Annotated in this window: 27 protein-coding genes and 1 pseudogene; 22 read left to right on the top strand and 6 right to left on the bottom strand. The window is 65.6% G+C overall.

The window, feature by feature from the left end; all coding sequences use genetic code 11:
• Window positions 1-35 precede the first annotated feature (35 nt).
• From AOZ53_RS10085 to AOZ53_RS09980, 21 genes are all read left to right on the top strand, one after another.
• Window positions 36-1,100, top strand: a complete 1,065-nt coding sequence (locus tag AOZ53_RS10085; RefSeq protein ID WP_197286471.1) for a phage protease — start codon at window positions 36-38, stop codon at window positions 1,098-1,100.
• A gap of 38 nt (window positions 1,101-1,138) precedes the next feature.
• Window positions 1,139-1,552, top strand: coding sequence for a hypothetical protein (locus AOZ53_RS10080; RefSeq protein ID WP_054487686.1), 414 nt, complete (start codon window positions 1,139-1,141; stop codon window positions 1,550-1,552).
• A 36-nt stretch (window positions 1,553-1,588) separates the two neighbouring features.
• Entirely contained in the window at window positions 1,589-2,479 is an 891-nt protein-coding gene (locus AOZ53_RS10075) for a Mu-like prophage major head subunit gpT family protein (RefSeq protein ID WP_054474383.1), read from the top strand.
• A gap of 56 nt (window positions 2,480-2,535) precedes the next feature.
• The gene (locus AOZ53_RS10070) at window positions 2,536-2,799 is read left to right on the top strand and encodes an HI1506-related protein (RefSeq protein ID WP_054487684.1); all 264 of its coding nucleotides are present in this window, start codon (window positions 2,536-2,538) and stop codon (window positions 2,797-2,799) included.
• Between the two features lie 144 nt (window positions 2,800-2,943).
• The gene (locus tag AOZ53_RS10065) at window positions 2,944-3,450 is read left to right on the top strand and encodes a gp436 family protein (RefSeq protein WP_054487682.1); all 507 of its coding nucleotides are present in this window, start codon (window positions 2,944-2,946) and stop codon (window positions 3,448-3,450) included.
• Entirely contained in the window at window positions 3,450-4,040 is a 591-nt protein-coding gene (locus AOZ53_RS10060) for a phage virion morphogenesis protein (RefSeq protein ID WP_054474380.1), read from the top strand. Before AOZ53_RS10065 ends, AOZ53_RS10060 begins: the two co-directional genes overlap by 1 nt.
• A complete protein-coding gene (locus tag AOZ53_RS10055) occupies window positions 4,030-4,653 on the top strand; it encodes a hypothetical protein (protein ID WP_156333341.1) in 624 nt (207 codons plus the stop codon). The genes AOZ53_RS10060 and AOZ53_RS10055 overlap by 11 nt, the downstream gene beginning before the upstream one ends.
• A gap of 16 nt (window positions 4,654-4,669) precedes the next feature.
• Complete coding sequence (locus AOZ53_RS10050) at window positions 4,670-4,915, top strand: DUF2635 domain-containing protein (protein WP_054487680.1); 246 nt, start codon at window positions 4,670-4,672, stop codon at window positions 4,913-4,915.
• A 17-nt stretch (window positions 4,916-4,932) separates the two neighbouring features.
• Window positions 4,933-6,405, top strand: coding sequence for a phage tail sheath subtilisin-like domain-containing protein (locus AOZ53_RS10045; RefSeq protein ID WP_054487678.1), 1,473 nt, complete (start codon window positions 4,933-4,935; stop codon window positions 6,403-6,405).
• Between the two features lie 12 nt (window positions 6,406-6,417).
• Window positions 6,418-6,771 carry a phage tail tube protein gene (locus AOZ53_RS10040; RefSeq protein ID WP_054474376.1) on the top strand — a complete coding sequence of 118 codons (354 nt, stop codon included), beginning with the start codon at window positions 6,418-6,420 and terminating at the stop codon, window positions 6,769-6,771.
• 32 nt (window positions 6,772-6,803) lie between these two features.
• Window positions 6,804-7,103 (top strand): hypothetical protein, encoded by a 300-nt coding sequence (locus AOZ53_RS10035; protein WP_054474375.1) that lies wholly within the window; start codon window positions 6,804-6,806, stop codon window positions 7,101-7,103.
• A 139-nt stretch (window positions 7,104-7,242) separates the two neighbouring features.
• A complete protein-coding gene (locus tag AOZ53_RS10030) occupies window positions 7,243-9,420 on the top strand; it encodes a phage tail tape measure protein (RefSeq protein ID WP_054487676.1) in 2,178 nt (725 codons plus the stop codon).
• Window position 9,421: 1 nt separating this feature from the next.
• Complete coding sequence (locus tag AOZ53_RS10025) at window positions 9,422-10,672, top strand: DNA circularization protein (RefSeq protein ID WP_054474373.1); 1,251 nt, start codon at window positions 9,422-9,424, stop codon at window positions 10,670-10,672.
• Window positions 10,672-11,799 carry a phage baseplate assembly protein gene (locus tag AOZ53_RS10020; RefSeq protein ID WP_054487674.1) on the top strand — a complete coding sequence of 376 codons (1,128 nt, stop codon included), beginning with the start codon at window positions 10,672-10,674 and terminating at the stop codon, window positions 11,797-11,799. The genes AOZ53_RS10025 and AOZ53_RS10020 overlap by 1 nt, the downstream gene beginning before the upstream one ends.
• On the top strand, window positions 11,796-12,341 hold the full coding sequence (locus AOZ53_RS10015; RefSeq protein WP_054474371.1) for a phage baseplate assembly protein V: 546 nt from the start codon (window positions 11,796-11,798) through the stop codon (window positions 12,339-12,341). Before AOZ53_RS10020 ends, AOZ53_RS10015 begins: the two co-directional genes overlap by 4 nt.
• A gap of 53 nt (window positions 12,342-12,394) precedes the next feature.
• Window positions 12,395-12,877: a phage GP46 family protein gene (locus AOZ53_RS10010; RefSeq protein ID WP_054474370.1), complete on the top strand. Its 483-nt coding sequence runs from the start codon at window positions 12,395-12,397 to the stop codon at window positions 12,875-12,877.
• A gap of 1 nt (window position 12,878) precedes the next feature.
• A complete protein-coding gene (locus AOZ53_RS10005; RefSeq protein WP_054474369.1) occupies window positions 12,879-13,931 on the top strand; it encodes a baseplate J/gp47 family protein in 1,053 nt (350 codons plus the stop codon).
• The gene (locus AOZ53_RS10000) at window positions 13,928-14,521 is read left to right on the top strand and encodes a YmfQ family protein (protein ID WP_156333340.1); all 594 of its coding nucleotides are present in this window, start codon (window positions 13,928-13,930) and stop codon (window positions 14,519-14,521) included. Before AOZ53_RS10005 ends, AOZ53_RS10000 begins: the two co-directional genes overlap by 4 nt.
• Window positions 14,522-14,542: 21 nt before the next feature.
• Window positions 14,543-15,385 (top strand): phage tail protein, encoded by an 843-nt coding sequence (locus tag AOZ53_RS33370; protein WP_231690595.1) that lies wholly within the window; start codon window positions 14,543-14,545, stop codon window positions 15,383-15,385.
• An 824-nt stretch (window positions 15,386-16,209) separates the two neighbouring features.
• On the top strand, window positions 16,210-16,581 hold the full coding sequence (locus AOZ53_RS09985; RefSeq protein ID WP_054474366.1) for a hypothetical protein: 372 nt from the start codon (window positions 16,210-16,212) through the stop codon (window positions 16,579-16,581).
• Window positions 16,582-16,715: 134 nt separating this feature from the next.
• Entirely contained in the window at window positions 16,716-17,507 is a 792-nt protein-coding gene (locus tag AOZ53_RS09980) for a DNA adenine methylase (RefSeq protein ID WP_054487670.1), read from the top strand.
• Here AOZ53_RS09980 and AOZ53_RS35165 read toward each other — a convergent pair.
• From AOZ53_RS35165 to AOZ53_RS09960, 5 genes and pseudogenes are all read right to left on the bottom strand, one after another.
• On the bottom strand, window positions 17,467-18,489 hold the full coding sequence (locus AOZ53_RS35165) for a tyrosine-type recombinase/integrase (RefSeq protein WP_082380301.1): 1,023 nt from the start codon (window positions 18,487-18,489) through the stop codon (window positions 17,467-17,469). The two genes, AOZ53_RS09980 and AOZ53_RS35165, sit on opposite strands and share 41 nt — an antisense overlap.
• 113 nt (window positions 18,490-18,602) lie before the next feature.
• Window positions 18,603-18,665, bottom strand: a pseudogene (locus tag AOZ53_RS34140) (superoxide dismutase [Mn]); the annotation flags it as partial.
• A gap of 154 nt (window positions 18,666-18,819) precedes the next feature.
• On the bottom strand, window positions 18,820-20,022 hold the full coding sequence (locus AOZ53_RS09970; protein WP_054429001.1) for a BaiN/RdsA family NAD(P)/FAD-dependent oxidoreductase: 1,203 nt from the start codon (window positions 20,020-20,022) through the stop codon (window positions 18,820-18,822).
• Between the two features lie 17 nt (window positions 20,023-20,039).
• Window positions 20,040-22,301: an arginine/lysine/ornithine decarboxylase gene (locus AOZ53_RS09965; RefSeq protein WP_054429002.1), complete on the bottom strand. Its 2,262-nt coding sequence runs from the start codon at window positions 22,299-22,301 to the stop codon at window positions 20,040-20,042.
• A gap of 244 nt (window positions 22,302-22,545) precedes the next feature.
• Window positions 22,546-22,998: a hypothetical protein gene (locus tag AOZ53_RS09960; protein WP_054429003.1), complete on the bottom strand. Its 453-nt coding sequence runs from the start codon at window positions 22,996-22,998 to the stop codon at window positions 22,546-22,548.
• A 116-nt stretch (window positions 22,999-23,114) separates the two neighbouring features.
• On the opposite strand from AOZ53_RS09960, the gene AOZ53_RS09955 reads away from it, so the two are divergent.
• Window positions 23,115-23,642 (top strand): GNAT family N-acetyltransferase, encoded by a 528-nt coding sequence (locus AOZ53_RS09955; RefSeq protein WP_369816803.1) that lies wholly within the window; start codon window positions 23,115-23,117, stop codon window positions 23,640-23,642.
• Window positions 23,643-23,682: 40 nt separating this feature from the next.
• Here the strand turns inward: AOZ53_RS09955 and AOZ53_RS09950 are convergent, their stop codons facing one another.
• Window positions 23,683-24,921, bottom strand: a complete 1,239-nt coding sequence (locus AOZ53_RS09950; protein ID WP_054429005.1) for a GGDEF domain-containing protein — start codon at window positions 24,919-24,921, stop codon at window positions 23,683-23,685.
• Window positions 24,922-24,923: the final 2 nt, after the last annotated feature.

Raw genomic sequence — 24,923 nt, 5'->3', positions numbered from 1 at the left:
CTAAATCCACCGCCCCACTCCTGGCCGCGTTCGCCGTGCAGATCAAACGCACGGGTGACGATGACGCCGTCCCTGAGCTGCATCTGCTGCCTGATGGCGAATTCAAGCCGCAGGCGGCCGAGGATGCGCGCGAGATGCCCAAGTCGGGCACGTACCGCATGAACGCCCAGATCGCCGAGCGGGTCATCGCTCTGGCGCGGGCGAGCGTCAACGATCTGCCGATCGACTATGAGCACCAGACGCAGCAAGCGGCCAACAACGGTCAGCCCGCGCCGGCGGCCGGGTGGATGGCCGGCGCCAAGTTCGTCTTCCGCCCTGGCGAAGGCCTCTTTGCCCAGGGGGTGCAGTGGACTGCGCGCGCCAAGCAGATGCTGGACGACGACGAATACCGCTACCAGAGCGCCACATTCCTCTATCACCCCGAAACCGGTGACGTGCTGGCCATCGTTGGCGCTGCGCTCACCAACCGTCCTGCCCTGGACGGGTTGACCAGCGCTCAGCTGGCCGCGCTCAGCGCGCAGTTCGCGCGCCAATTCCTTCCCCCCACCTCCGAGGACGACATGAACCCTCTGCTCAAAGCCCTGCTCGAAGGCCTCGGCCTGCCCGAGACCGCCACCACCGAACAAGGCGTATCCGCCCTGGCCGCGCTGAAGTCCCAGGCCGCGCAGGCTGGCCAGATCGCTGGCCTGAACGCCCAGATCGCGACGCTCAAGTCGACGCCGCCCGATCCGACCAAGTTCGTGTCGGTGGAAGCCGTTGCTTCCTTGAACACCGAACTGGCGGCCCTGCGCGCGCAAGCCGTTCAGGGCGAGCTCGATCAGGTCATGGACCAGGCCAAGGCTGAAGGCAAGGTGGCCAGCGATGTCGTCGAGAAGACCTGGCGCGACATCGGCAAGGCCGACCTGGCGCAGCTCAAAGCGCTGGTAGCCGCCACGCCCGCCAACCCGGTCCTGGCTGGCAAGCGCCAGACCGATGGCAAGCAGCCGGGCCAGGGCGTAGGCGAACTGAACCAGGCCGAGCTCGCCGTGTGCGCTGCGATGGGCATGACGCCCGAGCAATTCAAGGCCGGCAAGCAAGCCCAGGGCCTGGCCAACGGCTGATTGCCGCTTCCCCCGTTTCTCACCTTCAGGACACTTCCATGACCGCGCTGACCCAGGATCGCAACACACTGCGCCGTGACGGCAACCAGATCGAACCGCCCGTGGCGGCCACCACCAAGATCTTTGGCGGCTCGATCGTGTGCATCAACACCGCCACGGGATACGCCGTGCCGGGATCGACCTCGACCACGCTCAAAGCCGCGGGCGTTGCCGAAGACCGCGCCGACAACAGCGCGGGCGCTGCGGGCGAGATCCGCGTGCGGCTGCGCAAAGGCCCGCACCGCTTCGCCAACAGCGCCTCGGCCGACCTCATCACCCTGGCCGATATCGGTGCCGACTGCTACATCGTCGACGACCAGACGGTGGCCAAGACCTCGGGTACCAACACCCGCAGTGTGGCTGGCAAGGTGTTCGATGTGGACGCCGACGGCGTCTGGGTCGACTTCGCCTGATCGGCCACCAGCCCTTCGAATCCGGAGATTTCGAACATGATCATCAATCACGCCAACCTGGCGATCCTCAACCAGGCCTACAACGCGGCCTTCCAGTCGGGCCTGACCACCGCGGCTCCCATGTGGAACCAGCTGGCCATGATGGTGCCCAGCACCACCAGCACGGAGAAGTACGCCTGGCTGGGCTCCATCACCAAGTTCCGCGAGTGGCTGGGTGAACGGGTCTATCAGAACCTGAAGCAATCGGACTACTCGATCAAGAACAAGACCTGGGAAAACACCGTGTCGGTCGGCCGCGACGAGATCGAGGATGACCAATACGGCGTGTACAAGCCCGTCATCCAGCAGCTGGGCCAGGACGCGGCGACGCACCCCGATGAGCTCGTCTTCGAACTCCTGCAGGCGGGCTTCTCCACGCGTTGCTTCGACGGCCAGTACTTCTTCGACACGGATCACCCTGTCGGACAGCCCGGTAAGGAAGTCAGCGTGAGCAACTTCCAAGGCGGTACGGGCGCAGCCTGGTTCCTGGTGGACACGACCAAAGTGATCAAGCCGATCATCTACCAGCGTCGCCGCCCCTACGCCTTCCAGGCCAAGACGAGCCTGACCGACGACAACGTCTTCAACCGCAACGAGTTCGTCTGGGGGGCCGATGGCCGCAGCAACGTCGGCTATGGCCTGTGGCAACTGGCCTATGCGTCCAAGGAAGGCCTGGACCTGCAGGCGTACTCCGATGCCCGCGCCTCGATGCAGAGCCAGAAGGCCGACAACGGCAAGCCGCTGGTGATCCGCGCCGCCGAGCTCTGGGTGCCGCCCTCGCTGGAGCAGGCCGCGCTGGAAGTCATCCAGGCCGATCGCCTGGCTAACGGCGCGAGCAACGTGATGCGCGGTACCGCCAAGGTCGTGGTCTGCCCGTACCTGGGCTGATCGGTAAATCCCGCCCGCACCACTTGACCCAACCCGATATACCGGAGATTGCCCACATGGCTACCGCCAAACCCCGAGGCCGCCAGGCCACCGCAAAACCGCCCGTCACCAAGCCCGACGGCGCCAAGGCCCTGAAGGTCGTTCCCAAGGTCGACGGCTTTCGCCGCGCCGGCCGCGCCTTCGCCGGCGAGACGGTGATTCCGCTGTCCGAGCTGACCGATGAGCAGTTCGAACAGCTCACCACCGAGCCGCAGCTGGTGACGATGCTCGTCGACCTGCCCACCGAGCCGGACGACAGCAGCCAGGCCAACGCCACCTGACACCCCATGCGACGGGCGCTGAACCCCATCTGTTGCGTCTGACGGATGGGGGGAGCCTTGCAGACGCTACCGCCCAACCTCTGCCGGGGCTGGATAGAGCGGGAACCGGTTTGGTCTAGCCCCGGCATTTCTACGGTCTTTCCCATGTCCTACGCCACAGCCACCGAACTGCTGATCCGTTTCGATTCTGACGAGATCTCCCAGCGTGCCGACCGCATGGTGCCGCGCCTGGTCACCGATGAGATGCTTCGGATCGCGGCCTCCGGTGGCGATCTGAGCGGCTTCACGCCCGAGGAGCGGGCCGCGATCGCGCGGGCCATGGAAAAGGTCGACCGTGCGCTGGCCGATGCGCGCAACACGATCGATAGCTACATCGCCGGGCGGTACACCTTGCCGCTTTCGTCTGTGCCGCAGGTCCTGATCCGGATCGCCTGCGAACTGGCCCGCTACTACCTCTACGACGATCAGTTCACCGAGACCGTCAAGCAGCGCTACGACGCCAACATCAAGTTCCTGGTCGGCGTGGCCTCGGGCGACGTGAAGCTGGGCGTGGATGCGGAATCGGGTGTCGAGCCGGCCGGCGGCGCCGGCGCCGAGCTGTACACCGCAGGCCGGATCTGGGATCGCCGCTCCTCGGGAGGGTTTCTCTGATGGTTCAGGCCACGATCCGCTACGAGGGGCAGCGCGGGCTGGATGCCGCGCTGTCTCGCCTGGCCGCGCTGGGGCGCTCGCCGCGGCCGATCTTCAAAGCGATCGCCAACTACGGCGAATCCTCGACCCGCCTGCGCTTTGAGCGCCAGCGGGGCCCTGATGGCTCGGCCTGGAAGCCCAGCCGTCGGGTCCAGAAGTCCGGCGGGCAGACGCTCGTCAACAGCCGGCGCTTGCTGCGCAGCATCACCAACGTCTATGGCGACACCTATGCAGCCTGGGGCAGCAACGTCGCCTATGCACGCATCCACCAGGCGGGCGGCGAGATCAATCGCGCCCCGTATTCGACCCGCATCCGCCTGCGCACCGATGCCCGCGGCAACCTGGCGCGCCAGCCTGGCAATCGCAATCTGGCGGTGTTCGCCCGCGATCGCCACAAGCGGGCCCGCACGAGCTGGCATGAGGTTCGTGCCTACAAGATCCGCATGCCCGCCCGGCCGTTCTTGGGCGTGAACCGTGAGGATCTGTGGGCAATGGGCCGCCTGACGGTGCAGGCCATCCAAGCGGCCGAGGGAGGTGGCGGTGCTCGGTAAGCATGAACTCGCCCTCATCGCGGCCTTGAAGGCGCGCCCGGGTATCCAGAAGACCACGCGCACGGTCGACAGCCTGCCCACCGTGCCTGATGACGCCAAGCTGCTGCAGCGCTACCAGGTGGACGCTCCTGCCCTGTACGTGACCGAAGGGGTGTACCGGATCGTCGACGACATGGGCGTACTGGCATTCACCGTCGGGATCGTCGTGCGCAACGTGGGCGGCAATACCCAGGCTCGCCTTGGCGATGGCCAATCCATCAGCGCGGACCAGCTTCTGACGTTGGTGATCCGGGCGCTGCATGGCCGGCGCATTGGCGACGCCAGCTGGAACATCCGCCGCGCCGAGTACCTGGAGCCCGTCGACGTGTTCGAGGCCGCCGGGCTGACCGTGGTCGGCGTATCCGTTGAAAGCACGCCGATGGCGCTGCCGGACGACCCCGAGGAGATCGACGGCCTGGGCGACCTGCGCCACGTGCACCTGGATATGGACATCGCCCCGCACGCAAGCCGCGAGGAACATGAAAAATGGCTCGTCGAGCCGCCCGATTACACCACCGACAGGCCTGACCTGCAGGCTGACATTCCGCTGGCTGGCGCCGGCACCGACAACTGACATCCGAGGATCCAGAATGCAGACCGTCACCCTCAAACCCGCCATCGTTGATGGCGAGCCGCTCAAGGTCCGCAAGCCCCAAGGCGGCTATCTGGCCGCGCAGGGCGAGCCCATCGTGCTGACCACCTACTGGCGCCGTCGCCGCGATGACGGCGACGTGACCGAGGTCAGCGCCGCCTCGCAGGCCATCGATCCGGCGGACACCCCGCCGGCACCCGCCAAGTCCGCCTCGGCCAAGGGCGCCAAGCCCGCCACCGAGTAACGCTCCAAGGAACCGCCATGCCGGACAACATTATCTTCAACACCATCCCGACCGACATCCGTACGCCGGGGCAATACGTCGAAATCGACAACTCCAAGGCGCTGCGCGGGCTGCCGTCGCTCAACCGCCGCATCCTGGTCGTGGGCAACAAGCTGCCCACCGGCATGGCGGCCCCGCTGACCCTCTATCGTGTGAACAGCGGTGACGAGGGCGCCACGCTCTTTGGCCGCGGCAGCGTGCTGCATGAAATGCTGCGCCTGGCACGCGCGGCCAACAAGACGAGCGACATCTGGGCGCTGAGCGTCGAAGACCTCGCGGCCGGTGTCGCCGCCACCAAGACCGTCACGGTCACCGGCCCCGCAGCCGGCGCCGGCACGATCGCCCTCTACATCAACGGCCAGAAGCTGTCGATCGGGGTGGCAGCTGGCGATGCCGCCGCAGCTGTCGCCACGGCGATCGCTGCGGTCGTCAATGGCTACCAGAATGGCCCGGTCACCGCTGCGGCCGCGGCCGGCGTGGTGACGCTGACGGCACGTCATAAGGGAGCCTTCACCCAAGGCATCGGCGTGCTGGTCAACTTCTACGACGACGAGACGCTGCCGGCCGGCCTGACGCTGGAGATCGCCAACGGCGTTGCCGGTACCGGCAATCCGGATGCGGCGGACGTGGTGGCGGCAATCTCCGACGAATGGTTCTACACCATCATTTCGCCCTGGAGCGATTCGGCGAACATGGCGATCATCGAGGCCGAGCTCGCCAGCCGGTTCGGGGGGATGGACATGCGCACGGGGCACCTCTTTACGGGCATGGCCGGCACGCACGCCCAGCTCAGCACCTATGGCTCTGCCCGCAACAGCGAGAACAGCTCGTTCATCGGTGTGAAGAACCCGCCCCAGGCGCCGTACCTGTGGGCGGCGGTACACGGCGCGGTGGTCGAGTTCAACGGCGCCATCGACCCGGCGCGCCCCTTCCAGACGCTCGACCTCCCGGGTCTGCTGCCGCCGAGCCCGAAAGATCGCTTCCGTCGCGAAGAGCGCAACCTGCTGCTGCACGATGGCTGCAGCACCTTCACCGTCTCGCAGGACGGCATCGTGCAGATCGAGCGCGTGGTGACCACGTACCAAACCAACGCCTGGGGGATCGAGGATGTCTCGTACTTGGACGTGGAGACCGTGTGGACGGCGGACTACATGCGCTATGCCTTCCGCACGGCCGTGGCCACGAACTTCCCGCGGCACAAGCTCGCCGACGACGGTACCGACTTCGACCCCGCCCAGCCGATCGCGACGCCGTCGATGATCGCGGGTGTCCTGATCGCCACCGCCAAGTCCCTGGAGAAGGCGGGCCTCCTGGAGAACTTCGAGGACTTCAAGAAGAACCTCATCGTCCAGCGCAGCATGGTCGATCGCAACCGTGTCAACGCCGTCATCCCGCCTGACCTGGTGAACCAGTTCCGGGTGTTCGCGGGCAGCATCCAGTTCATCCTGTAAGGAATCACGACTATGTCTCAGGTTACCGGCCGAGTATTCATCAGCGTGGGCGGCCGCCGCCTGCGCAGCAAGCCCGGCGCCACGCTCGATATCGGTGGCGTGTCGCGCGCGCCCGTCATGAGCGATAGCGGCGTCGACGGCTACACCGAGTCCACCGCTGCACCGGCGGTGAACTGCACCATCAGCCACATGGCCGGCGTGAGCCTGGCCGACCTGGCGGCGATCCGTGACGAAACCATGCGGTTCCAGACCGACACCGGCATCGGCTACACGATCCGCGGCGCCTTCCTGGCGGCGCCGCCCGTGCTCGGCGGCGGTGGCGAGGTCACGCTCGCCTTCAACGGCGTCGAGTGCATCGAAGGCTAGAGCCGCTTTGTAAATCCATTTCAAGGAACATCATGAAAACTCCCCTGACCGTTATCAAGACGCTGCCTTCGCCCTGGGTGGTAGGCGGCAAGCCCGTCACCGAGATCGAAGTCCGAGAGGCGTCGTTGGGTGACTCGCTCGAGGCCGAGAAAGAAGCCAACCCGGCGCTGCAGCCGACGGCCTTTCAGGTCGCACTGGCCTGCCAGGTGCTGGTGCGTGCGGGCGACGATACCGGCCCCTTCGTGCCGGGGCAGTTCAAGACCCTCAAGGGCAAGCAGTGGGCCGTCTTCCGTGAGGCCATGCAGGAGGCTGAAAAGCTGGGGGAAGACTGACGCGTGCCCGCGAGGGCGCGCTGCTGCAAATCATGCTCTTGGCATCCCGGCTGGGTTGGAGCCGGGCCGAGATCCTGGCGCTTCCCTTGGCGGAAGCGCAGTTTTATGTAGATCAGCTCACTAAGAAGAGGTCTGGGTAATGAGCGAATTCGTCGTTGGGGTTCGTGTCGACGGTACCACGGCCGGCCTGACCAAGGCCGCGCTGGAAGCCAAGAAGGCCCTGGACAACATGGCCATCGCAGGGGCCAAAGACCTAACCGCGATCGGCCGTGCCACCAAGCAGACCGAAACCTCGCTCGTGAACATGGCGACGCGCACCCAGCGCGAGTTCGCCCGCATGGCCCAGGCGCGCGAAACCCTGGGCATTCGCTCCGAGCATCGAATCCAGCAGGAGATCCTGCGCACGCAGGCCGCTTACCAGCGCCTGGCCAACAGCGGCACCATGAGCTGGCGCGAGCAGCAGCGCGCCGCCGAACAGATGCGCCAGACGGTCGGACGGCTGAATGCCGAGATGGGGGTGTTCAGCGGGCGGCAGCGGCTCCTCGCCGGTGCGCAGAAGGCCGGTCTGGTAGGTGCTGGCTTGATGGCCGGCGCAGCCGTGGTGGCGCCAAAGGTCAGCCGGGCGTTCTCCTATGACGAGCAGCTCGCCCATATGGCGAACACTGCGTACGGCGATCCGTCGCTCAGCACCGCCGAAGATCGAGCCCGTCGCTTCGCAGGCCGCCAGGAAATGGATCTGGCCATTCGGGAGGCAATTCGATACGGAGGGAGTACCCGAGAAGACGCAGCTGGCACGCTGAATTCGCTCCTATCCTCTGGGAAGTTCGGCGCTAAAGACTCTCTGACAATTTTTCGCGAAGCTGTGCGGGCGGCCTCGGCGAACCAGGCCTCCGGCGAAGACTTCGCTCAGATTGCGTTCGCTGCGAAGGGCAACATGGGGGTTAAGCCTGAAGACATGGCGCGCGTTTTCGGGGCCGCTACCTACGCGGGCCAAAGCGGTGCCTTTGAGATTCGAGACATGGCGAAGGCTCTACCGGCTCAATTCGCTGCGGCTTCACAGGCTGGTCTCTCCGGGCTTCCTGGCATTGCAAAGCTCGCTGCGTTGAATCAGGCGACTCGGCTTACCGCAGGTACCTCTGATCAAGCAGCAACGAACACCCAGAATCTGCTGGCCAAGCTGGTGGCCCGAGACACAGTGGAGAACTTCGGCAAGCTCGGGATCAACTTCGATCAGCGAAAGGCTGAGGGCCGCATGAAAGGTCTGGACGCTCTCGATGTGACCGCGAACATCATTGAAGAGCAGTTGGCCAAGAACAAGAACTATCAGAACGCCATCAAGCAATATCGAGCCGCAGCAGAGGGAAGTGAACGGCAAGAGGCATTGGGCGGAGTAATGAAGATCGCCCAAGGCAGCGTCATATCGAAGCTCTTCCCAGATCAACAGGCGATGATGGCTCTGGTTGGATACCTGGCCGACCGTGACAATGTCAACAAGATCACCAAGGATTCATTGCTGTACGGTACAGACGCAGTCAACCGCAACATGTGGACCGTCGAAGATTCGCCGAGCTACAAGCTGAATCAGGCAAAGCAGGCCGCAGAGTTCGCGAACTATGACGCGATGATCAAGCTGGGGCCGGCGGTATCTTCAGTTGCCGATACCTACACCGACATGGCTGCAAAGTACCCTGCACTAGCGGCCGCCATCAGCGGTGCCACTACTGCCTTGCAAGGGTTGGCTGTCACGGCGGGTGTGATCGGAGTCGGCGGAGCGGCACTGGGGGTCGGGAAAGCCGCGGGCGCGTTCGGCGCTGCTAGGGCCGCCAGGGCCGCCGCAACCGCTGCTGCAGCTGCAGCGCCAGCCGGCGCCACAAGCGCATTGGGCGGTGCCGGAGCAGGTGCGGCGGGTGGCATCAGCGCCGCCGGCGCGCTGTCGGCCGGTTTTCTGGTTGCAGCGCCGGTCGTCGGCGCATACGCCTATGACCAGATGACGAACACCGAGGGCGGACTCCGTCAGCGCATCGCAGACCGCGAGGCGCGGATCAAAGAGTTCGATGAAATGATCGCGCTCAAGCGCGAAGCTGGCGACACGCCCTTGTCGATCGGTCGCGTGCAAGCAGAACGTGATGCCGTGGCCGCCTCGCGCGATGAGATGACTCGCCGGCTGCAGGAGTTGCTGGCCAACACCAAGATCGGTGGGGAGGTGAACGTGAACATCACCGCGGCCCCTGGCATTCAGGCAAATGCAGACCTGCAGCCCAATGACGGCACCCGAATGACGGGCAATGTCGGGCGCACCAATGTGAACACGGACTGATATGGGCTGGCGTGAAGAACAGCGCAGGGTGGCGCATCCCGACGGGATGGCGGTCGGCGCAAGCTTTCGGGGCGTGCCCTTTCGCACGACCGAGTCGGATACCGGTGTCGGCCGGCGCAACGAGGTGCACGAATACCCCATGCGGGATCTGCCCTATGCCGATGACCTGGGGCGCCGCGCGCGCGAGTTCCAGGTCAATGGCTATGTGGTGGGCGAGAACTACCTGCAGGAGCGAGACGCGCTTATCGAGGCGCTTGAAGCGTATGGGTCTGGCGAGCTGATTCATCCCAAGTACGGCATGCTCAACGTGGTCGTACTGGGGCGGGTCAGCATCCGCGAGTCTCATACTGAGGGCGGCATCGCCCGGTTCGCGATCACGTTCGCCGAGGCCGGCGAGAACACGTTCCCGCAGGCGGCATCGAGCACTCAGGATGGCGTGCACGACGCGGCAGACGAATTGGGCACGGCTTCCGTGGATCGCTTTTCCTCTCTAATCGACGTCTCCGGCGCCGCCACCCTCGTTTCTGACCTGGTCGGACGCGTTACCTCCAGTCTGGACGCTCTGCAGCGGATGGTTGGACTGAACGGCCTGGTCGACCTTGCTGGAGACGTCGTACGCGGTGTTTCGTCAATTTCGGACCGTCTCTCCACGCTGATCCGTACGCCAGAGACGCTTGCCCTACAGCTCCAGTCGCTGTACCAGCAACTGGACGTGGCCATCAAGCGTCCGAAGTCAGCCATAGCTGACCTGCGCGCGGAGTACGGCGCCAACGACCCGGCGCCATGGACAAGTCCCGTCGGGTCGGCATCTCCGCCCCTGGGCGCCACCGCGGCCCGCCGGGTGGAGAACGCGGCCGCGATGGAGGAATTCACCCGCAGCCAGGTGATTGCGACCCAGGCCCGCATTCTGACCGACGCCATTGCCGCCAAGGAAGTGACGACGGGTCAAGACGCCCGCGACCAGGCCGACGTGGTGCTGGAGGAGATCGATCACGAGCTCGAGGCCTATGACCCGCCGGCGCAGATGGCGGCCGCGCTCATTGCGCTTCGAGTTGCCATCGTTCGGGACGTGGCCGAGCAAGCCGACCGCCTGCAGCAGCGAGCGACCTATACCACCCAGGCCATGCTGCCGGCGCTGGTTATCGCCCAGCGTGTGTACCAGGATGGATCGCGGGCCGATGAGCTCGTCGCTCGCAACCAGGTGCGCAACCCGCTCTTCGTGCCGGCCGGCGACTTGGAGGTGCTGCGCTAATGGCTCAGCTTGACGAAAACCTGATCACGCTGGTGGTGGGCGGCCAGGCCTATGGTGGCTGGAAGAGCCTGGAGGTCGAGCGCGGCATCGAACAGCTCGCGGGTGAGTTTCAGCTGACGCTGACTCACCGCTGGCCAGGCGAGGAGGCCCCGATCGGCCTGCGCGAGGGCCTACCGTGCGAGGTGAAGTTCGGCCAGGACGTGCTCATCACGGGTTACATCGACACGATCGATATCGACCTGACCGACAAGTCCTGCAGGCTCAACGTCAGCGGGCGCGACAAGACGGGCGACCTGGTGGACAGCTCTGCCATCCATGGCAGCGGTCAGTGGAAGCGCGCGCGTCTGGAGCAAATCGTACGAGACATCTGCAAGCCGTTCGGCATCGAGGTGCTGGTGCAAACGGACACGGGTGACGCGATCGACAGCTTCTCCCTGGATGACGGCGAAAAGGCGTTCGATGCGATCGACCGTGCGGCTCGGGCCAAGGCGATCCTGGTGACCAGCTCGCCGACCGGCCAATTGGTGCTGACCCGCGCCAGCGAGACGCTGATCGAAACCAAACTGGTCGAGGGCCTGAACATCCGGAGAATCAGCGCGCGACACACCTGGGCGCGGCGCCATTCCGAGATCCGCATGAAGGCGCAGGTCGCGGGCAATGACAACCAGTTTGGCGCGACGGCCGCCCACATCCAGGCCAAGGCAACGGATCCGGAGATTGATCGATACCGGCCGCTGATCATCCATTCCGAGCAAGGCCTGAGCAACGCCGAGGCCAAGGAACGCGCCCAGTGGGAGGTTTCCACCCGGATGGGGCGTGGTAAGCGTGCGCAGATCATCGTCGTTGGGTGGCGCACAGGGCAAGATGGCCAGGTCGGCGATCTGTGGCTCCCCAACACCCTGGTCAGGGTTACCAGCCCCCGCATGTTCCTGGATCTGGATTTGCTGATTACCTCCTGCCGGTACACGCTGGACGAGACCAATGCCCGTCGCACGGCGCTCACCGTGTGCCGGCCGGAGGCGTTTGATCTGGAGGGCGCATCGCCGCGCCGCCGGCGCAAGCGCCGCAAGCAACACCCGGATGACTCCCCCTGGGATCTGTCCGGCACGGGGAGACGCGAAGAATGAGCATCTCCTCGGCCCTGAATCGGATCCGGCTGGCCATTGCCCGCGCCCTCGTTGGCCAGGTCAACGACGGTGGCGGCCTGCAGACCGTCCAAATCGGCATCCAGGCCGATGTCGGCCGCGACCAGGCAGAACGGTTTCAACAGTACGGCATGACGTCGGTGCCGCACGCGGGCGCTGAATGCGTCACCCTGTCCGTGGGCGGGAATACCGATCACCAGGTGGTAATCAACGTCGATGATCGCCGTTACCGGATGCGCGGCTTGGAGACCGGCGAAGTCGCCATGTACGACGACCAGGGCATTTCGATACATCTGACCCGCGCCGGCATCGTAATACGCGGCGCCGGAAAGCCGATTCGCATGACGGATGCCAGCGAGATCGAGCTGGACTCTTTCGTGCGCGTGACGCGCGGCCTGCGCGTCGACGGTGACGTGGACCTGCGAGGTGGTAAGGCTACCCACAACGGCACGGACATCGGCCATCAGCACAAGCATGACGGCGTGCAAGAAGGCGACGACATCTCCGGCACGCCCGTCGCCTAGCCGGTAAACCTGTTTAATGGCACTGCCGGCCATGTTCCGCGAGACTGCGGAGCATGGACTTCTCTCTCACCCTTGACCCCGAAACCGGCCTGCTCGACATGAGCCTGGCCGGTGCGGATTTCGCCGGCGACGATACGCTGGTGACGGCGGTGCTGCTCAGCTTGTGCACGGACCGCCTGGCGCAGCCGCACGAGGTGGCGGCTGGTGAAGACCGCCGTGGCTGGTGGGCCGACGCCTACGCCTCGTCCCCCCAGGACAAGTTCGGTTGCCGCTGGTGGCTGCTCGCCCGAGAAAAGCAGTTGCAGTCCACGGTCCAGCGCGCCCGCGATTACGCCCTCGAAGCTCTGAAGTGGATGCAGGAGGACGGCCTGGTCACCTCGGTGGGGGTGAGCGCCTTCGTTCCGCGGATGGGCTGGCTCGTCCTGCTTATCACGCTCTCCCTGAACGGCGTAGACCGCCGTTATCGATTCGAATGGAACGCCGCGACCCAGGCCTGGCGCCTGGCTGGCGAGTCGTTCGTGCCCTCTGAGGTTTGACATGCCGGTTCCCCGTCCAACCCTTCCCAAGCTGATCGAGCAGCTGGCCTCCGAGATGGAGAGCCGCCTGCCTGGCATTCTTCCTCGAGCCCGTCGCAGCTTGGCAGGCGTCCTGGTGCGTGTGTTCTCGGGCGGCTTGGATGCGCTCTACAAGTTCCTCGAGCGGGTATTCAAGCAGGCCTGGCCCGACCAATGCGACGAAGAAGAACTGTCCGCTCACGGCGCGCGATGGGGCGTCCAGCAAAAGACCGCGGCGCCGGCGACTGGGTCGCTGTTGATTGGCGGGGAAAACGGGGCGGCGCTGATGGCGGGCTCCGTGTTCCAACGTGCGGACGGGGCGCAGTTCACGGTCGACGTGGGAGTGATCATCGTGGGCGGCAGCGCGACGGCCGCCATTACCGCAGTGGGAACTGGCCAGGCGGGCAACACTGCGGCCGGCATTCAATTCAATCTGGCCAGCCCCGTGCTGGGCATCAACAGCACTGCCGTCGCGTCGACCGAGATCTCCGGCGGCGCCGATGTCGAGCGACCGGAATTGTTCCGGGCCCGGATCCTGGAGCGGATCCGCCGGCCACCCCACGGTGGCGATAACGATGACTACGTGGCCTGGGCCAAGGAAGTCGCTGGGGTGAGCCGCGCCTGGTGCACGCCCAACGGAATGGGCGCCGGCACGGTCGTCGTACGCTTCGTCCGGGATGACGATGATGATCCGATCCCAGACGCGGGGGAGATCGAAGCCGTTCGGATGCATATCGAGGCGCAACGGCCGGCGACAGCTGAGCTGTTCGTGCTGCCGGTGGTGGCCAAGCCTGTCGCATACGTGATCTCGGACCTGCAACCAGACTCGGCCGAGATCCGCGCCGCGATCATCGCTGAGCTCAAGGACATGCACGTGCGTGATGCAATCCCCGGTGGCACGCTGCTGATCACTCACATGAGGGAGGCAATCTCGATCGCCGCTGGCGAGAACGACCACGTGCTGGTGTCTCCGGCCGGCAACGTGACCTGCCTGCCCGGCGAGCTGGCCACGTTCGGGGGAGTCACGTGGGCGTGAGAAGCATAGAAGCCTGGCGCGAGGCGCTCCTGGCGCTGTTGCCGCCTGGCGGCATGCTCAACCGCCAGCCTGGCGGTGTACTGGTTCGCCTCATGGAAGCCTGCGGCGCCTCGATGCGCGCGGTCGAGCGGTTGGCGGTATCGCTGGTGGCCCAGTTCGATCCGTTGCTGGCCGACGAGTTGCTAGAGGACTGGGAACGGCTCTACGACCTCCCCGATGAATGCCTGGATGCCCCTGTGGGCAAGGAACAGCGGCGCCAGCGCGTGAACATGCGCCGACTCATGCTCGGCGACGCCAGGCCCGAATACTTCCGGCAGATGGTCATCGGCCTGGGCTATCCCGACGCGCGGATCGACGAATTCCGCCCGTTCCGGGCCACCAGCAAGTGCACGGCGGCAATCAACCAGGGCGGCTGGCGCTTTGCCTTCCGAGTGAACGTGGTCGCCTCTGCCAACGTTGTCCAGGCCACCGCCAACAGCAAATGTACGGCGCCGCTGCGTGCCTGGGGCGATCCCGGGTTGCTGTGTCTCCTATCACGCTACAAGCCCGCGCACACAGTCGTGCTGGTCGGGTATGTCGATTCCCTTTGATTTTCACTTTCCAGGTGCGCCATGCGACGAATAGCCACTCCCACCCGACATCTGAACAAGTTTGGCCCCGGCCGCGACGGCTTTACCAATGGCGATCCGATCGCTGGCATACCGTCGACGGACCTGCAGGCTGAGTGGTTCGACGCCCTGCAGGAAGAGGTGGCCGCGGTCGCCGAGACCGGTGGCGTGGCGCTCGACCCCAACAACAACGCTCAGCTCCTGCAGGGAATCCAACGCCTCATCGCTGCGGCGCTGACCAACCGTCCGCTGATCCGCTCGATCCTGGATCTGCCTACGGCCGATGTGGGCCCGATCATCGTGAGGGAATGCAGCGAGGTGTGGACGTGGGTCAGCACGGTATTTTTCACAGGCTACCGCTCCCTGTTGTGCGGACGCCCCTTGGATGGTCACACCGCGGCACCGCTGGCCAGCGAGGTCGACGCGGTGGGTGGCCTACTGCCGAAGGTCGGAGCCTACGCAGGCCTGTGGGGCTACGCGCAGGAGGAAAGCCTGGTTCGCACGGAAGCTGTGTGGCAGGCCAATCGCGGCGCGCATTGGTTCTCGGACTACTCGGCCACGCAGTTCCGGGTGCCCGACCTGCGCGACATGTTCCGCCGCTTTACGGGGACTGACCTCGACACTGCAAATGCGAGAGCTATGGCGTCGAGACAAGCTGACCAGGTGGGACCGCTCACCTTTTTGCTTGAATCCTCGGCTGCCCAGCAGACTTCGGGACCAGGGTGGTTCATGCCCGCAGGCACGTCGAACAAAGCCGGGTTCCCGAAGTCCGGCCTGGTGTCGGCAAACATGGGGCCGGAAACCAGGTCATCGAACACCGCCTATCACCCACGAATTCATGTCTAGGCTACGCGTGGATCCGAGGGTAATAGGCGACGTTCGGCCCCCGGGTTTCGGCCCCCCCAGTCTGTTCGATGTATGGGAACGAACCACCTGCGGGACCTTTCTCGTAGAAGTTGTCCCCGCCAGCCTGGCCGCCAGCAAGCGTGTTGGCAGCACCTCCCACAGCGTAGAGCGACGAGAACGGGGTTGCTGTGTTCGTGCCGCGCACCCTGTGGCCGTGCAGGCGCAACGCATCGTTCTGACGGCTGCCCATAGCTCTTGCATTTGCAGTGAGGCGGACGTCAAGCATGGATGCGAGGGTGATAAGCAGTGTTCGTCGGGCGCACCCTCGCTACGTTGCCCGACGTGGGCGTTCCGGCAGTGCCTGGCGTGCTGCTGATCTTCATGCCCGGGGTCGGGCTGGCCACTTGCTCCAGCCCCCATACGACGGCGGCCGCGGCCGAAAAGTCGGCGATCGACGTCAGGCCGGTGGGGCCACCGTTCACGGCGATCGCGCTTCCCGACTGCCGGGATGCCAACGCCCGTGCATTTGCAGTGAGGCGGACGTCAAGCATGGATCCGAGGGTAGTAAGCAACGTTCAGGGACCGGGTCTCTTTCGACACCCGGGGCGCGCCTCGGGCGCCGTCAGAGATCGGATCGCGTACCCGGTTTGTCGATACCGCCCCGACCGGGGACTCGTAGGCATCGGTGGTCCCATCCGGCTCCACGCGGCCACGCACCGCAGGGAAGTAGTGCAGGGCGTGCCAGTGGCCTTGGAATGCGTCGCCCTGCCTGCTGCCGGCCTCGCGCGCATTTGCAGTGTTATTTCCAACCCAAGGAGAGCCGAATGGCTACCAAGACTGTCTATCAAACCGACCCCGTCAGCGGGATCTATCTCTTCGCGACACAGGCTAATGAGCTGGCCCTGGTCCCCGGGGTTTTCAATATTCCCTTCGGCTCTTACGAAGAGGCCCCGCCAGCAGTAGCGGCGGGCGAGGTCGCTCGATGGAATCAGGCCACGTCAGTTTGGGACGTGGAGGAGGATCACCGTGGCGAGGTGTTCTACCTGGTCAAGGACGGGTCCACGTACGAGATAGGAAGCAGCGTCGAAATCGATGGCAACCCGGCTAGCTACCCGGGTTGGGGAAATGTGCCCGCCTGGCTGACTCTGGACGCGCCTGATCCCGTGACTGGCGAAGCTAGCCCCACGGGCGAATAAAGACGCGGCGACGTGCTCGGCGCTGGAACGCCGTGCACGCCCCGCACCAGCAGAATGAGGCTGCCAATGTGGCCAAGGCCGCGTCACCTGTGCACAGGCGCGCCAAGGCTACCATTTTGAAACGAATTTACAAAATGGCATCTCCTATCATTCCGTGGCTCGGTGGCAAGCGCCGCTTGGCCGACCGTCTGCTTCCGTACTTCCCGCCTCACCAGTGCTATGTCGAACCGTTCGCTGGCGGGGCGGCCATGTTCTTCCTGCGGCCCATGGCGGCCGACGTTGAAGTGCTCAACGACGTCAATGGCGAGCTGATAAACCTGTACCGGGTCGTGAAGCACCACCTGGAGGAGTTCGTCCGCCAGTTCAAGTGGGCGCTGTCGAGTCGCCAGGTGTTCAAGTGGCTTCAGATAACGCCCGAGGAGACATTGACCGACATCCAGCGGGCGGCCAGGTTCTTCTACTTACAGCATTCGGCTTTCGGCGGCCGCGTCGATGGCCAGTCGTACGGCACTGCCACCACCGCGCCGCCTGGGCTCAATCTGTTGCGCATTGAGGAAAACCTGTCGTCCGCCCACTTGCGTTTGGCCAGCGCCTATGTCGAGAACTTGCCGTGGATAGAGTGCATCCGCCGCTATGACCGGCCGCACACCTTTTTCTTCATGGACCCTCCCTATTGGGAGACCGAGGGCTACGGGGTGGAATTCGGCTGGGAGCAGTACGAGCTCCTCGCGGCAGTGTTGGGAAAGCTCAAGGGGAAGGCGATGGTGACCTTGAACGATCACCCCGCCATCCGCGATCTATTCTCCAGCTTTCCGATTGAGTCCACCGACATCACGTACACCGTGGGTGGTGGCGCTGGCGCCCACCGGCGTGAGCTGGTGATATTCAGCTGGGACGTGCACGCTGAGCCAGCAGGGCTGGTGTGAGGCCTGCCGCCAAGCGTGCCCGCTGTCGGCGACCAAGATCGCTGCGGGCTAGCTCCTTGGCCAGGTCTCGCCCCGACGGGTGGTAGTAGCGCAGCAGCATCCGAGTATCTCGGTGCCCAGTCACTTTGGCCAGCTTGTGCATGTCATATACCTCGGCAAGGCGGGTTGTGGCCTCGTGGCGTAGATCGTGCAGCCGGAGATCGGCGAAGTACTCTGGCCTTGGCGTACGCCCGTACCGCGCACAAAGGGCCTCATAGTCCCTTCGTGCACGCTTTCGGGCCCGGGCAAATGCCCGGGTGGCTGACGAGGGCGAGATTGAGAAAATCCGCCCTCTGGAAGGCCTCCCGACGAGGTAGTGTTTCAACCAGGCTAGAGCCCAGGGAGTCAATGGGACAGCGCGGCGCTGACCATTCTTGGTGTCGTCGAGGTAGATCACACCGTGGGCAAGGTCAATTCGCTCTCGCTTTGCGGTGACGACCAGCTCGGAGCGGCGCATGCCGGACTCTGCGGCCAGGACCATGATGGTTGGCAGCTCGGCCGAGGTGGTAGACCGGATGAGCCATTCGATCTCGCTCCTGGGGCACTCGGTCTCCGGGACGCCTCTAAGACGGATGTTGTCGTAAAGGCGACGTTCCCGGGCATCGTTGACGGCTGGACGGTCTACAAACTGGAGAGGGTTGACCAGGGTCCGGTGCTTCCACGTCTTCCTGGCCACTGTATACAGATGGGACACAAGGGCGAGGCGGCGCACGACCGTCGCTGGTGCCAGGTCTTTCAGCCAAGCGTTGGCAATGTCGCTGATGTCGGTGTCCGTTATTGATGCCAGCCGGCGATTGGCCAGCCTGGTCTCGAGCCAACGTGCGGCGATCGAAGCGTCGGTCGCTGTTCCTTTCTTTCGAGGGGATATCTCAGCCAGGTATCGTGCCAGAGAGTCGGAGAGAGTGGGGGTGAGGTTTTGGGGTCTGTGTTTCCAGCGGCTCATAATCGAAAGCCGTCAGATTCCCCAATTTGTAATTATTTTTCCGCTGGCGTAACTCAGCGAGCGGGCATTTATCTCACATCAGACGCCCCAAATTTCGCGCGCCGCTTCATCAGGGCGTCGATGTGCGGCTCGAGCGCGTCGTAGGCGTAAGGCAGGGGCGGCAGGGTGTAGGCCAAGGCGGTCTCCTTCGGGCGACGCTGCCGGTGACGATCAGCGTCCGATTTTTTGAAAATACAAATGATAGGTATTTTTATTTGATATCACAACGATAACGTTGCAATGCCTGTCATGCAGACAGGCTATCGCCCGCGCAGCAAGCGTCGTACCCGCCTAGAGTGCGTTGCCGCAGGCCACGCCCGAGGCCCAGGCCCACTGGAAGTTGTAGCCGCCGAGCCAGCCGGTGACGTCCACGGTCTCGCCGATGAAGTACAGGCCGGGGGTGGTCCTGGCCTGCATCGACTTCTGGTCCAGGCCGCGGGTGTCGACGCCGCCGCGCATGACCTCGGCCTTCTTGTAGCCGGCGGTGCCGCTGGGCACCAGCGTCCACTGGTGAATGTCCTGCGCCAGCGCGCGCAGGGTCTTGTCCGGCGCGTCGGCCAGGCGCAGCGCCGCCAGGCCCGGCTTGCCGCCCTGCTCCGCCAGCTGCAGCCAGCGGTCGGCCAGGCGCTTGGGCCACAGGCCGGCCAGCACCGTGTGCAACTGCTGCCGGTTGCCCGACTTGGCCGCCAGCAGTTCGGCGGCCAGGTCGCGCCCCGGCGCCAGGTCGATCACGATGGGCTCGCCCGGCTTCCAGAAGCTGGAGATCTGCAGGATGGCCGGGCCCGACAGGCCGCGATGGGTGAACAGCAGGTCCTCGAGGAACTCGCCACGCGCCTTGCCCTGCCCCGTGGCCAGGTTGACCTCCAGCGCCACGCCGGACAGTTCGGCCAGCGGCTGCCAGTGCGCGGCGTCGAAGGTCAGCGGCACCAGCGCCGGCCGCGGCTCGACCACCTTCAGGCCGAACTGGCGCGCCAGTTTCAGGCCGAAGTCGGTGGCGCCCAGCTGCGGGATCGCCATGCCGCCGGTGGCCACCACCAGCTTGGCCGCGCGGATCGCGCCCTGGCTGGTGCGCAGCTCGAAGCCGGCCTCGCCATGGGCCACTTCGGCCACCTGGCAGCCCATGCGCCACTGCACGCCGCCGGCGTCGCATTCGGCGCGCAGCATCTCGATGATGGACTCGCTGGAATCGTCGCAGAACAGCTGGCCGCGGTGCTTCTCGTGCCAGGCGATGCGGTGGCGCTTGAGCAGCGCCAGGAAGTCCTGCGGCGTGTAGCCCGCCAACGCCGACCGGCAGAAATGCGGATTGTCGGACAGGAAGTTGGCGGGGCCGGCGCCGAGGTTGGTGAAGTTGCAGCGGCCGCCGCCGGAGATGCGGATCTTCTCGGCCAGCCGTTCGGCGTGATCCACCAACACCACGCGCAGGCCGCGCTGACCGGCGACCGCGGCACACATCATGCCAGCGGCGCCGGCGCCGAGAACGGCGACATCGAACATCAAGACTCCGGACCCGATCAGTCTTCGATCAGGCAGTCAACGTAGTAGCGCTTCTCGCCGTCCGGACCCACTTCGTCGGCCAGGCCGTGGATGTAGGTTTCGAAGCCCGGGAAGCGCTCGTTGAATTCGCGCGCGAACTGCAGATACTGGACGATGGTGCGGTTGAAGCGCTCGCCCGGAATCAGCAGCGGGATGCCCGGCGGATACGGCGTCAGCAGCACGCCGGTGACGCGGCCTTCCAGCTGGTCGATGTCGACACGCTCGACCTCGCGGTGCGCCATGCGGGCGAAGGCGTCGGACGGCTTGAGCGCCGGCACCATGTCGCTCAGGTACATCTCGGTGGTCAGGCGGGCCACGTCGCGCTCGCGGTAGGCCTCGTGGATCTGCTGGCACAGGTCGCGCAGGCCCATGCGCTCGTAGCGGCGATGGCCACGGCAGAAGTCCGGCAGGATGCGCCACAGCGGCTGGTTGCGGTCGTAGTCGTCCTTGAACTGCTGCAGCGCGGTCAGCAGCGTGTTCCAGCGGCCCTTGGTGATGCCGATGGTGAACAGGATGAAGAACGAATACAGGCCGGTCTTCTCGACCACCACGCCGTGCTCGGTCAGGTACTTGGAGACCAGCGCGGCGGGGATGCCGGTTTCGCCGAAGCTGCCCGACATGTCCAGCCCCGGCGTGATGACCGTGGCCTTGATCGGGTCCAGCATGTTGAAGCCTTCGGCCAGGTCGCCGAAGCCGTGCCAGTGCTCGTTGGACTCCAGGATCCATTCGTCGCGGTTGCCGATGCCTTCGGACACCAGGCGGTTCGGGCCCCAGACCTTGAACCACCAGTCGTTCTTGCCGAACTCGGATTCCACCTTGCGCATGGCGCGGCGGAAGTCCATGGCTTCGCGGATGCTCTCCTCGACCAGCGCGGTGCCGCCCGGGGGTTCCATCATGGCCGCGGCCACGTCGCACGACGCGATGATCGCGTACTGCGGCGAGGTCGACGTGTGCATCAGGTAGGCTTCGTTGAAGACGTTGCGGTCCAGCTTGCGGGTCTCGGATTCCTGCACGATGATCTGCGAGGCCTGCGAGATGCCGGCCAGCAGCTTGTGCGTGGAGTGCGTGGCGAACACCATCGCGTCCTGGCTGCGCGGACGGTCCTGGCCGATCGCGTGCATGTCCTGGTAGAACTCGTGGAACGAGGCGTGCGGCAACCAGGCTTCGTCGAAGTGCAGCGTGTCGACGTAGCTGCCCAGTTCCTTCTTGATCATCTCGACGTTGTAGATCACGCCGTCGTAGGTGCTCTGCGTCAGCGTCAGGATGCGCGGGTTCTTGTTCACCGCTTCGCGCGCGAACGGGTTGGCCTCGATCTTCTTGCGGATGTTGTCCGGGTGGAACTCTTCCAGCGGGATCGGGCCGATGATGCCCAGGTGGTTGCGCGTCGGGCGCAGGAACACCGGGATCGCGCCCGTCATGGTGATGGCGTGCAGGATCGACTTGTGGCAGTTGCGGTCCACCACCACCACGTCGCCGGCGGCGACGTTGGCGTGCCACACCACCTTGTTCGAGGTCGAGGTGCCGTTGGTCACGAAGAAACAGTGGTCGGCGTGGAAGATGCGCGCCGCGTTCAGTTCGGACTCGGCCACCGGGCCGGTGTGGTCCAGCAGCTGGCCCAGTTCGTCGACGGCGTTGCAGACGTCGGCGCGCAGCATGTTCTCGCCGAAGAACTGGTGGAACATCTGGCCCACCGGGCTCTTCAGGAACGCCACGCCGCCCGAGTGGCCGGGGCAGTGCCAGGAATAGGAGCCATCCTGCGCGTACTTGACCAGCTCGCGGAAGAACGGCGGCGGCAGGCTGTCGACGTAGCTGCGGGCTTCGCGGATGATGTGGCGCGCCACGAATTCGGGGGTGTCCTCGAACATGTGGATGAAGCCGTGCAGTTCGCGCAGGATGTCGTTCGGAATGTGTTCCGAGGTGCGCGTCTCGCCGTACAGGTAGATGGGGATGTCGGCGTTGCGGAAACGCAGTTCGCCGATGAAGGTGCGCAGGTTCTTGATCGCGCTGGCCACGTCCTCGGGCGAATCCACGTCGAATTCTTCATCGTCGATCGACAGGATGAAGGCGCTGGCACGGCTCTGCTGCTGGGCGAACGAACTCAGGTCGCCGTAACTGGTCACCCCGATCACCTCGACGCCCTCGGCCTCGATCGCCGAAGACAAAGCACGGATACCCAGACCGGACGCGTTCTCGGAACGGTAGTCCTCGTCGATGATGAAGATGGGGAAGCGGAATTTCATGCAGGCGCTCCTGGGGGCAAGGCGAATCGGACCGTGTTGGCGGACGCGAGTGTACTTCTAGTGAAAAACCGTCTGATGACAGGCGGGCGCGAGGTCCCCGCCGGCGGCGGGAATGGCCGAATTGTAGGGCCGTTTTTCTCCAGACCCTATGGTTTTCCCGAAGACCGTTGCAACGAGTCCGCGAGCGGCCCCCGCGGGGCGGCCGGCAGGACGCCGGCCAGCCCCCCGCGCGAGGCGCGCGGACCTACCGCAGGGTGCGGGCCTCGCCCGCGTCCAGGGCCGCGATGAAGCGGTCGAAGTACGGCGGGATGGCCTCGGCGGCGCCATAGCGGATGCGCCGTTCGACCTTGGCGATGGCGCCGAAGCAGACCTCGGCCTCGGGCTCGCCGCAGACCAGCACCACCGGGTCCTCGTCGTCGCAGACCTCGTACAGGCCGCCATGGGCGCGCCGGGCCACCTCGTAGAGGTAGGCGGCGGCGCCGACGGTCTGCATGGGGGTCAGGGGCAAGGTGCCCACATGCGCGGCTTCGAGCGCATCGTCTAGCGCATGGACGCTCGACGGCGTGTAGTCGAGCCCGGCTCCGGCGGAACCGGCGGCCTGGACGAAATCCTCGGCGGCGTGAGCCACGCGGGCCACGAACTCTTCCTGGACCTCGTCGCGCTCGGCCTCATGGTTTATCTTGAGGAAACCGAACATCATTGGCTCCTTTGTGAAAACCGCAAGCGGCGTTGCTCCCATTATAGGCAGCCCCCGCGCCTATACTGGCCCAACGCGGCCCCGACCGTACCCTATTCCCAACACTGCCCCGTCCCGTGAATTCCGCAGCCGAGCCGCTTGTCCGACGTCTGATCCCCCTGGATGCCCAGGCGCTGCGCCACTTGCGCCTGGACGCCCTGCGCGAGACCCCGGAAGCGTTCGGATCGAGTTACGAAGAGGAACACACGCTGACACTGGACGACATCCGCGGCTGGATCGCCCCCGCGGACGACAGCGCGATGTTCGGCGTGTTCTCGGAAGCGGCGCTGGCCGGCATCATCGGCGTCACCCGCCAGCGCAAGCTGAAGATGCGCCACAAGGCGCACATCTGGAGCGTCTACGTGGCGCCCGGCTGGCGCGGCCAGGGCCTGGCGCGGCGGCTGATGCGGGCGGCCATCGACCATGCCGGCGCCATGCGCGGCGTGCGCACGGTGCAGCTGAGCGTCACCGCCAACAACGCGCCGGCGCGCCAGTTGTACGCCAGCCTCGGCTTCGAGGAATACGGCCTCGAACGCGAAGCGCTGTGCGTCAACGGCGAGCTGTACGACGAGGTATTGATGGCGCTGGCGCTGCCGGGCCGCTAGGGCCTGCTCACGGCAAGGCGCCTCGCACTGGCCGCCAGCGTCAGGCGGCGCCGGCGCGGCGCCGCGAACCGTAGGCCCAGACCTGGTTGCGGCCGCCGTCCTTGGCCTTGTAGAGCGCCTGGTCGGCCGCCTTGATGACCGCGTCCGGCGCGCGCAGCGTCTCGCCGCGCTCGGCTACCCCGATGCTGACCGTGACCCGCAGCGGCCGCGCGTTACGCCCGCGGCCGCCCCGGCGGCGCAGGCCGACCTGGTCCGCCTTGGGCCGCGCCGGCTTGTCGCGCAGCCGCATCTGGTAGGCCTCGATCGCGCGCCGCACGGTTTCCAGGTGCGGCATGGCCTCGATCGCGGTCTTGCCCGGAAACACCAGCGTGAATTCCTCGCCGCCGTAGCGGTAGGCATAGCCGCCGCCCGACACCCGCCGCAGTTGCGCCGCCACCATGCGCAGCACCTGGTCGCCGACGTCATGGCCGTGGGTGTCGTTGAATGCCTTGAAGTGATCGACGTCGGCCATCGCCAACGTATAGACGCGGCCCATGCGCTGCAGCCGCTCGTTGAGCGCGCGGCGGCCCGGCAGGCCGGTCAGTTCGTCGCGGAAGGCCATGTGATAGCCCTCGTGCGCCAGCGAAATAGACAGCGATGTCAGCGCGGCGGAGGCCATCACGGCCAGCTCGATGGGATGGGCGCCGCCGCGCGGCAGCGCCCAGGCCATGCAGACGAAACCCAGCCATTGGCCGGCCTGCTGCGGGCGGCCGTAGCGCAACAGCAGCAGGGTCAGGGTCAGCCCGGTCACCAGCAGCGCCGCCAGCGCCTCGGCCGGAATGCCGAGCCGGCCGAGCATGCCCTGCACCGCCAGCGTGCCGAACCACTGGCCCACGCCGTCCTTGCCGGCCAGCGTGATGGCCGCGGCGCCCACCGCCATCAGGCCGATGCGCGCGGCCAGGTCCCACAGCATGCCGGCGCGTTCCGGCCAGAGCGCGTTGATGGTGTAGGCCAGCGACCACCACACCAGCGCCGGCCCCAACGCCCACGGCGCCTCGCTGGCCAGCATCGGCCAGATAGCCACGGCCGTAAGCACGCCGAGCATCAACGCCAGCGTCTGCGAGCGCTGGTACATCAGGCAGATCGCCGCGCCGACCAGCGCCATGACCCACGGCACGAACGGCACGATCAGCGTCAGCGCCGGCGGCCACTGGCGCCACAACAACAGCCCCACCGCCGCAATCACCGGCAGCGCGGGATAGAACAACAGGGGCAGCCAGGGGATATGGGGGTAACGCACGG

The sequence above is a fragment of the Achromobacter sp. 2789STDY5608621 genome (genome assembly GCF_001299375.1).
GTDB lineage: Bacteria > Pseudomonadota > Gammaproteobacteria > Burkholderiales > Burkholderiaceae_B > Achromobacter > Achromobacter insuavis.
Note: the sequence above shows the minus strand (reverse complement) of the source record. Positions and strands in the feature narration are given on the sequence as shown.